Below are 8,846 nucleotides of genomic sequence, written 5' to 3' on the forward strand. Positions count from 1 at the left end.
TTCGGGGCGGTGGTGTCCGCTACGGTGACGTTGGCGGTGCACTGGGCGCTGTTGCCTGCTGAATTCGTGCCCGAAAGCATGACATCATTATTGCCAAGATGGCTGCAGTTGAAGTTGAGCATATCCGCTTCTAGGCTGAGGCTTCCACAGTACGGATCGGAGCCATCATCGAGCAGGTCCGCTGTGATCGACGCCAGCCCATTTTCATCTAGGAAGATTTGGGCATCCCGGCAATTCATTTGGGGGATGAATTCCTGACTGACACTCACCTCAATATTTAGTGCAGCGATGCCGCCATATTCCTTGAACTGTACCTCTACAACCGAGTTGGGGTTGAGAGCGATAATGTCGTGAAGGCCGCCACCCGATAAACAGCATGTTCTGAGCCCGGAGTCATAATCCCAGTTGCCATCACCATCTGTATCAGCGAGGAGGCGGGCATCATCGTCAAGGTCAATCCAGTGGAAATCATAGTTGGCGCATCTCCAGCCGGTTTTTCTGAAGACAATACTCCAATAATCGGGGCTGATAGTGCAGCCCGTATAGCCCTGGATGTCAGAAGGGGAGGACCACCCGCTCGGCAGGTGTTCCCCCAGGCGCAAGGACTGTCCAGGAATGCTGAAAGAGCCGGCATAGCGTTCGAGGTCAGTTCCGCTGAAAACCATGGCCAGCCAGCCGTTTTCGTTGCTTGGGGCAGGAGACTGTGCCCAGTTTTTGGCAACAATATTGGAATAAGCCCTTTGCCCGCAGGTGTCTACTACAGCCCTGCGGAACCAAGTAGGGGAAGAGAGGTTGGCGGGTTGGAAATCAGGTCCGTCAGCATCCGGGATATCCTGCCAGGCACCCATTGCGGTACTGTCTTGCCATTGGTAGGAAAAAGGCCCTGCAGCATCTCCTGCAGTGCCTGAAATAATCTGTGGGGTTTCGCAAAAGAGCAAGGTTTCATCCCCGCTTATTTCGCCAGGCTGTAGCCCGTTCCCTGTCCTGTCGAAATTAAGGGCGAGCCCTTGAGGGATGCCCTGCCCCGCAAAAGATATTTCTACTTGAGAGATGGAGGTTAGGCGGGCTTCGGCGGTAATTGGCGTTTCAGTAGTGCAACAAGGTGCAGTACGCTCGATATCCCATATCCCATCGCCGTTTTCATCGATGCGGAGCGCGAGATCGCCTTCCCACTCTTCCAAGGTGATGGCATAATCTCCACAGGGCCAGTTCGTCCGCCGGAGTGTGGTTTGCCAGTTATCAGATGTGGGGTCGCACCCATCATAGCCAGGGATCTGAGAAATAGGAGCTTGAGCCCCGCCTTTCCAGTTGTCAAGGTGGATGAGGAAGTCAGATGAGGCGAAGCGGCCGATGAACTGCCCATCGCCCTCATACATTGCCCCGATCCACGAGGCCGTCCCATATTCATCAATTGGCTCTTGGATGCGTTGTTTGGCCAGCGTATCGGAGTAGTAAGTATCCCCGCAGAGGTCGGTTGCCGATAAGCGGAAATAAGTAGTCTGTTCCAATGCCTCCGGCTGATAGCTGAGGCTATTGGGCATACCTACCGGCTGCCAGGCTGCCAGGTCCGTGCTTTGCTCCCATTGAGCAGATACGGCATCTTCTGGAAGCCCTCCTTCGAGGCTGACCGGGCTAAGCGGCGTACAGCTTAGGAACCGCTGATCGCCATTCGCAGTTGGAAACTCAAGCTCATGCTTGTAAACATCCATCAGCAAAAAGCCGTCTCCGCCTACATCTATATACTCGACAGTCACTTTTGACTCAGGGGTCAGTTCATAGGTGAAACCTACATTGTATTCATTGTCGAAATTGCCGACAAAATAATAGGGAGTCGAAGTATCTACAATGCCGTCGCCATCGTAGTCGACCTCTATACCGACCCCATCATCGTAGTCGCGGATAAAGAAGGTGTATTTCCCACACGGGAAGTTGGTCCGTTGGAAATTGATGCTGAACCAATCTGCTTGATAGTCATTGCAATTGACAGCTGAGAAGCCAGACACATTTATGGGGTCTTCTGTTCTAGGGAAGTAATTTTCGGTATGCAGGTTGAGCCCATCTATGATAAAGCGGCCGATAAAAGGATAGTCATCCCCATTGGTGTTGATGCCGTAGGTGTTGGCCATCCACACGCCATCGCCATATTCGGGCAGCAACAAGTTTTGTACGGCACTGCCGGTGCGGATTTCAAGGTCGAAAGCAGGAAGATAGCTTTGTTCCAGTTGGTTGATATCTCCGCTGATTTCCAGCTGAAGTAGATAGACCCCGGGCTGTAGGGTTCGTTGAATGCGAGACAGGTCGCTGCAATTGTCGTCATTGCTGTAGGAAACAAAGTTGCCGGCCTCATCCCACAGCGCAAGGTAGGTATCAGCATGATCGCCGGGCTGTAGCTGCGGGTTGAGGGTTCGGATCTGCACGGTTGTCGCTTCTTGCAGTTCAAAACGGTAGAAGATATCCGGCTGGTCACTGCTGAAATTATTTTCAGTATTGGTAAACTTCATGCCTTCGAGGTGGCCGAGGCCGCTTGGGCGGGCATCTAAGAGGTTGCGCGTGATGTGATGCGAGCGGCTGCTGTTGGCAGGCAGGAGCCCAAAATCCAGGGGGTCCTGACGGGTGTTGCCGTGCAGGTAATTCCAAGCCATGTGGTACCGGAAGCGTACCGTATTCCCTATGGTAATGTGCCCTTGTTGAGGGGTGACAGACCACCCAATCTGCCCTTCGTATATGGTGCTCGGGGCAACAATATTCCGGGGGTGGCCAAAGTGGGAATCGTGAGAGGCACGAGGCCCGTCGAGCTCTTCCCCATCCCAATAGCAGTCATCGCCGGAGTCGTTTTCCCAATACCGGTTGGTCACTTCGATATCGAGGGGAGCATACACTTCGTAAATCGGCCAGCCAGTGTATACATCCGCCCATTCGGTATTGAGGATGCTCTCTTCTGAGTGTTTGAAGCAGTTGTACAGCTCAATAGCCTGTGACGGGAAAGTGCTGACGTTGAATATCTCGTTCTCGATAATGTGCTCTTCCTTTTGAGGAATGGGCGGTATAGGGGGGACGTAAACCGCCTCGTCTCCATTGTAGTCTGAAAAGAACCGGACAATTTGATAGGTGAAGCGGATATCATCTCCGTTCAACAGCTGTGCATAGCTCAGCATAGGAGTACTCCAAAGGAGCAGGGCAAGGAAGGTTTTTTTCATGGGTAAAAATGGCGTTAGAAAAAAGTGTAAAAACCTGTAAGGAATGGGCCAAAACTAGGAAGGCAGTGTGCAAACAAGGCTGACAATTGTGCCGACAAAGCTGCCATGGCAGTTTTGTCGGGGGCGGTATTCGCCTACTCTGTAAGGTCTTGTCAGTAATGTTGGGCAAAGAAGTGCATATTTGTGAAGCCATTTTACATGCACCATAAGACCAGAACCCTATCTGCTCATGTACAGCCCATATCTCATCTTCCTTCGTCTGGCATTTTTGGCTGCGGGCCTGTTGCAATCCATCGCCCTGCACGCTCGTCAGCCCCCTTCTGCGTTCCCACTAGCCGAGGTCATCCGCCAACTGGATCAGGCCAGAAAGTCTAACCCCGATTCTGCAAGGATTTATGCAGATTGGGTGGAGGCTGCTCTGCCTAGCGCTGCGCTGAGCTTACAAATAGATGGAGCTATGGCGTTGGGGCGTTTGGCGTATACCGAGGGCAGGTACGAGGCCGCACTGGGCTATTTTGAAACTGCAGAACGCTTGTCTAGGGAAAGTGGCGCAAGCCAATGGCTGTCCAATGCTTTGGTACGGCAAGGGAATGCCCTCACGATGATGGGGCGCACAAGCGAAGCGATTGCTTTGCTGCAAAAAGCCCTCACTCTGGCTGAGCAGGGGGGCGAACAAGATGACTGGGTTTTCGCTTTGCAGTCGCTGGCTTATGCCTACCAAAAGGGCAGAGACCCGGCTCGGTCTGTCCCCCATTTGGAAACAGTTTTGGCGCACTACCAAAAAGAAGGCCACTTGCGCGGACAGGTTACAACCCTCAACCTATTGCATATTGCGTGGTCTGAGCTCGATAGCCTAGACCGTGCCCTGTCATTGCTGAAGGCTATCATGCAGCCCCCGTTAAATGAGGCCTTAACCGCTTCAGACAGCGGCATGGTCTTTAACAACTTGGGCAGGCTCTACAACATGATGGGGCAGTATGGCCAGGCTGCTGAAGCCTTGGAGATGGCTTTGGCAGCGAAAAAACGGGTGGGCAGCCCGGAAAGCCTTGGCAAAACGCTGGTAGAGCGGATGACCAGCCTGCGCTACAGTGGGCAGTATAGCGATTGTCTTGCTGCGGCAGCCGAGGCGTCACAGCTGGACTCCGCCCGGTGGTCGGTCTATACCCGCCGGGATTATCTAATGCATTTGTCGGCTTGTTTGGCAGGTGCCGGGGAATGGGCCGCTGCTTATCAGGCGAGGCTGGGCTACGAAGCGCTTTATGACAGCACTTTCAATACGGAAAACCGCGAGTCTATAAGGGAAGCAGAGCTGAAATTGGCCGAGGCAGACCGTGACCGGCTATTGAAAGCACAGCAGCTGGCGCACAAAGAACGGGACATTGCCATTCTGTTTGTGGCTTTGTTGGCCCTAGCCGGGGGAGGGGCATTCTTGCTTTGGCGCAGCCAGAAACGAAGGGAGGCTGAGGTGCTGGCCGTCCGGGCAGCATCATTAGAGGCTCAGTCCCGCATGCGCAATGACCTTTTTGCCAATATCTCCCACGAATTGCGTACCCCCCTTTCGCTTATTCTCGGCCCTCTTGAAATGATGGAAAATAGCAAAGCTCCTCCTTCTTTAGCTGTGCTCTCTGGCTTGCGCAAAAATGCAAAGCAGCTGGAGGCTATGGTCAATCAGATTTTAAATTTTGCCCGCTTGGAAGCAGGAGAGCTGCCCGTGAACAGAGCCCCTCAGCAAGTGGGCGCCCTCTTAAGCCGTACCCTCAGTGCATTTCAATCTGCTGCCGAAATAAAAAGCATTGCGCTAGAATTCAAAAACAGCCTTACAGATGGGCTTTACCTCAACCTTGATGCCGAGAAAATAGAGCAGATACTGAACAACTTGCTGTCGAATGCCCTGAAATTTACGCCTGCGCATGGCAGGGTTGTGCTATATGCGAAGGAGCAGGGCGGTTTTTTGCAGTTGCGGGTCAAGGATACCGGGCCGGGCATATCAAGCCAGGATATCGGCCGGGTATTTGACCGTTTTTTCCAAGGGGAGGAAGGGGCACGCTTGGGCGGTTCAGGAAGTGGCGTTGGGCTTGCATTTTCCAGCGAGCTGGCTAAGTTGTTGAATGGGCAGCTGACCGTTGATAGCAAGCCGGGGGAGGGGGCGGCCTTTACGTTGCGCTTGCCATTCGAAGCGGTACGGCCCGGTTTGAAAGAGAAAGCGGGGGCTGTTGCAGCCGCCCCATTGCCCTCTAATAACTTTCAGGGGCGCATTTTGCTGGCAGAGGACAACCCGGAGATGCAGGCGTTCATAGGGGAAGTACTTGGGCCAGGCTATGCTGTTGCTACCGTTGCCAACGGACAGGAAGCCTTGGATCTGCTCATGCAGGATGCTGCTTTCGACTTGGTCCTATCTGATGTAATGATGCCTGTTATGGATGGTTTTGCTTTATTGTCTGCTATAAAGGAAAGGGAAGAGTGGCTGGGGCTGCCGGTTGTTATGCTGACCGCCAGAGCAGCAGAGGAGGACCGCATGAGGGCCCTTTCTATCGGAGTCGATGATTACCTTGTCAAGCCCTTCCGGCCGCGAGAGCTTCAAGCCAGAGTAGAAAACCTGCTCACTTACAGAAACTGGAGAAAAGGGCAAGGCCAGGCTGCCCGGCCGGAAATGCCCTCCGGCATATCGGCTGCGGATTGGGCCTGGCTACGGGAAATAGAACAGGTGCTGTCTGCTGAGGTCAGCAATACGCGCTTTGGGGTCGCAGATTTGGCCCGGTCCGTCAATCTTAGCGAGCGGCAGCTGCACCGGCGTATGAAAACGGTGGCCGGAATGACGCCCAACCGCTACTTCAGAGAGGTCCGCCTCAACCGTGCACTCCGGCTGTTGGAAAACGGGCAGTGCCGTACTGTCGCGGAGGCCAGCTTTGCCGTGGGCTTTGAGACGCCAGACTACTTCTCCCGGATTTTTGAGGAGCGTTTTGGGCGCCGCCCGAGCAGCTACACAGGGGGGCGATAGCCTATATTTTTTCGTATAAGCCTGTTCAGGCTCCGGCTAGTGGTCTGTCAAGGCTAAAACTAGGGGTTGCCTGCGGCGACTTTTGAGGCTACTCTTCGTTGGACAACCCCTTACGTAGCGCTGCTATGCGCGGGAACATCCGCCTTGATTAGCCTCAAAATTCGCTCCCACTCAACCCATAAATTAACACTTGACAGACCACTAGTGCCTCAAGCCATAAATCCTTGCCACCCCAAGTTTCGTTCTTTTCCGCCTACTCTTCGTTGAAGAACCGCGACTTTAGCTCTGGCTAAAGTCGCGAACCTTCGCCTTGATTAGCCGGAAAATAATTTCAACTTAAGTATCAGAGATTTATGACTTAAGGTACTAGCTGCTGAAATAGTGTATATTTTGGGCCAAATTGCTCCAATATGACACCTGATGACTCAACACAAGGGCCTTCTAAGCCACAGTGGCTGCAGCGGCTGGAGGAAGAAAGCTGGCAGGCCGAGCTGATCGTTTCTGGCATCGCCATTTTTGGTTCGCTGCAATTGCCTGGCCTGCTGAGCCGGGCGGTGAATTGGGCGCTGGGTACTTTTTCCGCACCTTACCTTGAAATCTTGAGCTTCCTTTTTATCTACCTGAGCTGTGCAGTTCAGGCCCTTATCATTTGCTTTGTCCTGCATTTCTTGGTCCGCACCATCTGGATTGGGAATATCGGTTTGCTTTCGGTCTTCCCCCGCGGTATCCGAAAAGGGTACGAGAAGTTCTCGGCAGCCTATGAGGAAAGCCTGCATAAGGAGTTCCCCGACTTCCAGGGGTTCAATCAGCGGTTAGACCGGCTGGGGAGTTTGTTGTTTTCCATAGCAGGGCTATGGACCATCATTTTTGTGACGATCAATATTGGAATTGTCATCGCTTCTTTTTTGGGCTTCCTGCTCACCTTGGCTTTCCCCGGGCTTTCTGTCACCCAATTCTTGTTGGCTTTAGCCGCCCTGCTTTTCCCGTTTCTGATGCTTCCTTCTTTGCTGTCCCTTCCTTGGTTGAGAGAACGGCCATGGGTAAGGCGTTATCACTTTCCGTTGTACCGCGTGGCCAGCAAGGCCATGTTCGGCCCATTTTACCGGCAGGTCAATTACAGCTCTTTAACCCTGATCACCAATAGCAAAAGCCAAAACTACTTGGGGGTGCTGCTTTTGTCTATGGTGGTGCTGATCGGCAGCGCGATGGTTTGGATGCTGGGGTCCAATTATTTTTATTTGAAAGGCGATATCCGAAACCGGCTTTCAGGGCGTGCTGTACAAATGTTGCCTGCGCAGTACGACGACAAGCGTGCTGAAGGCAACACTTATATCCCATTTGCGAGCATCCCTTCCGATGTGATCCGGGAGCCGGTCCTTCCCGTTTACATCCCTTTGACAGGGATAGAACAGGCTTATTTAAAGCCCTTTTGCGGTGAAAATTGGGAGGGGGGGCGAGAAGGCCGCCTGCTTTGTGTGGAGGCGTACTACCGCTTTGAGTTCAATGCCGATGGGCCCGTAGCGCCCACAGGAGCTTATTTTTTCAGTGGGCCGGGGCAGCCGGAAGACGGTGTCCGGTTTTACCTTCCTACCGGAGGGCTGGAGCCGGGGGGCAATATCTTGTCCATTGTGCCTGCCAGGCCTGAAACGGACAGCTTTGTCGTGCGCATCCCGTTCCAGTTTTTTCCAGAGCAAAACTGAGGGTGGCAAAAAACAACCCCTGAGCGCTTAGGTGTGCTCAGGGGCATGTGTGTTCAGGGATTATATGCTCCGGCAAACAGTTGAGGTGGCAGCCTGCGAAAGTGCAGAGAGGGTGGGAATGCCCTCTTAGCGTTCAAGCTCGCCCTGCTTTCATTTGGGTTGTTGGGGCCGGAGGTGTTGTCAAACGTGTTGGGGTATGCTGCAAATGTCGGCCAATGCAGCCCTTTTTGCCGTCATCGATTCAGGAACGTAGGCGTTGGGTGTATAACCGTGGGCGGTCTGGTGTCGAATGAAAAGCAGCCTGCCGAGTTAGAGCAGGCTGCGGGTACAGTTAAAATGGGGAAAATTTAAGGTGTAGCCGGGCAGGTTATTTTTCGCCTCCGCCTTCTTCCAGGGGCGGCTCAAAAATATTCTCACATTCTATATAAGGCCCATAGCGGAGGTCTTGGCTGACAGCATCGAGGCGGGCTTTGGAAAAATCAGCCCCATCAAAGCTTTCGTAAAGGGTAAAGGTATGGATCATACATTTGCCGCTGGATTTCTGGTCCGCAAAAACACCCATGATAGAACGGCCGGTCAGTAGCCCGGTGTTGCGGTTGCGGTGGGAGGCCCACTCATCAGAAAGGATGATGGCCCGCTTAAAAGTGGTGCCATCCCTTTTGCAAAGTGCAGTGATCTGTTTTCCCGCCTCTGCTTCCCATTCATCGGTGTGCAGTTCTCCCGCAGCAGGCATGCGCACGTCCGAGATGTCATTATCGCCGCCGACGATGTCCTTTTTCAGTTGTTTGGCTTCTTCTTTCAGTTTTTTCATGAATTGGGCGTGGCCAAACTGGGGGGACAAGCACAGCCCTGCTAAGGCCAAGAGCGTAAATTTCAGTGTTTTCATTTGGTGTGTTGTTCGTAGTGTCCGGGCGAGGACGGCTGCTGTCCTATGCCCCTTTAATGGCAACA

At 53.2% G+C, this 8,846-nt stretch carries 3 protein-coding genes and 1 pseudogene; 2 read left to right on the plus strand and 2 right to left on the minus strand.

Annotated features, from left to right (window positions below; all coding sequences use genetic code 11):
• Positions 1-3,197 (minus strand): annotated as a pseudogene (locus FRY97_RS21040) (hypothetical protein); the annotation flags it as partial.
• 229 nt (positions 3,198-3,426) lie between these two features.
• On the opposite strand from FRY97_RS21040, the gene FRY97_RS21045 reads away from it, so the two are divergent.
• The gene (locus FRY97_RS21045) at positions 3,427-6,195 is read left to right on the plus strand and encodes a response regulator (protein ID WP_147169599.1); all 2,769 of its coding nucleotides are present in this window, start codon (positions 3,427-3,429) and stop codon (positions 6,193-6,195) included.
• Between the two features lie 410 nt (positions 6,196-6,605).
• A complete protein-coding gene (locus FRY97_RS21050; protein ID WP_147169600.1) occupies positions 6,606-7,895 on the plus strand; it encodes a hypothetical protein in 1,290 nt (429 codons plus the stop codon).
• 367 nt (positions 7,896-8,262) lie between these two features.
• Here FRY97_RS21050 and FRY97_RS21055 read toward each other — a convergent pair whose 3' ends face one another.
• Complete coding sequence (locus FRY97_RS21055) at positions 8,263-8,781, minus strand: hypothetical protein (protein WP_147169601.1); 519 nt, start codon at positions 8,779-8,781, stop codon at positions 8,263-8,265.
• Positions 8,782-8,846 lie beyond the last annotated feature (65 nt).

The sequence above is a fragment of the Phaeodactylibacter luteus genome (assembly GCF_007993045.1).
GTDB lineage: Bacteria > Bacteroidota > Bacteroidia > Chitinophagales > Saprospiraceae > Phaeodactylibacter > Phaeodactylibacter luteus.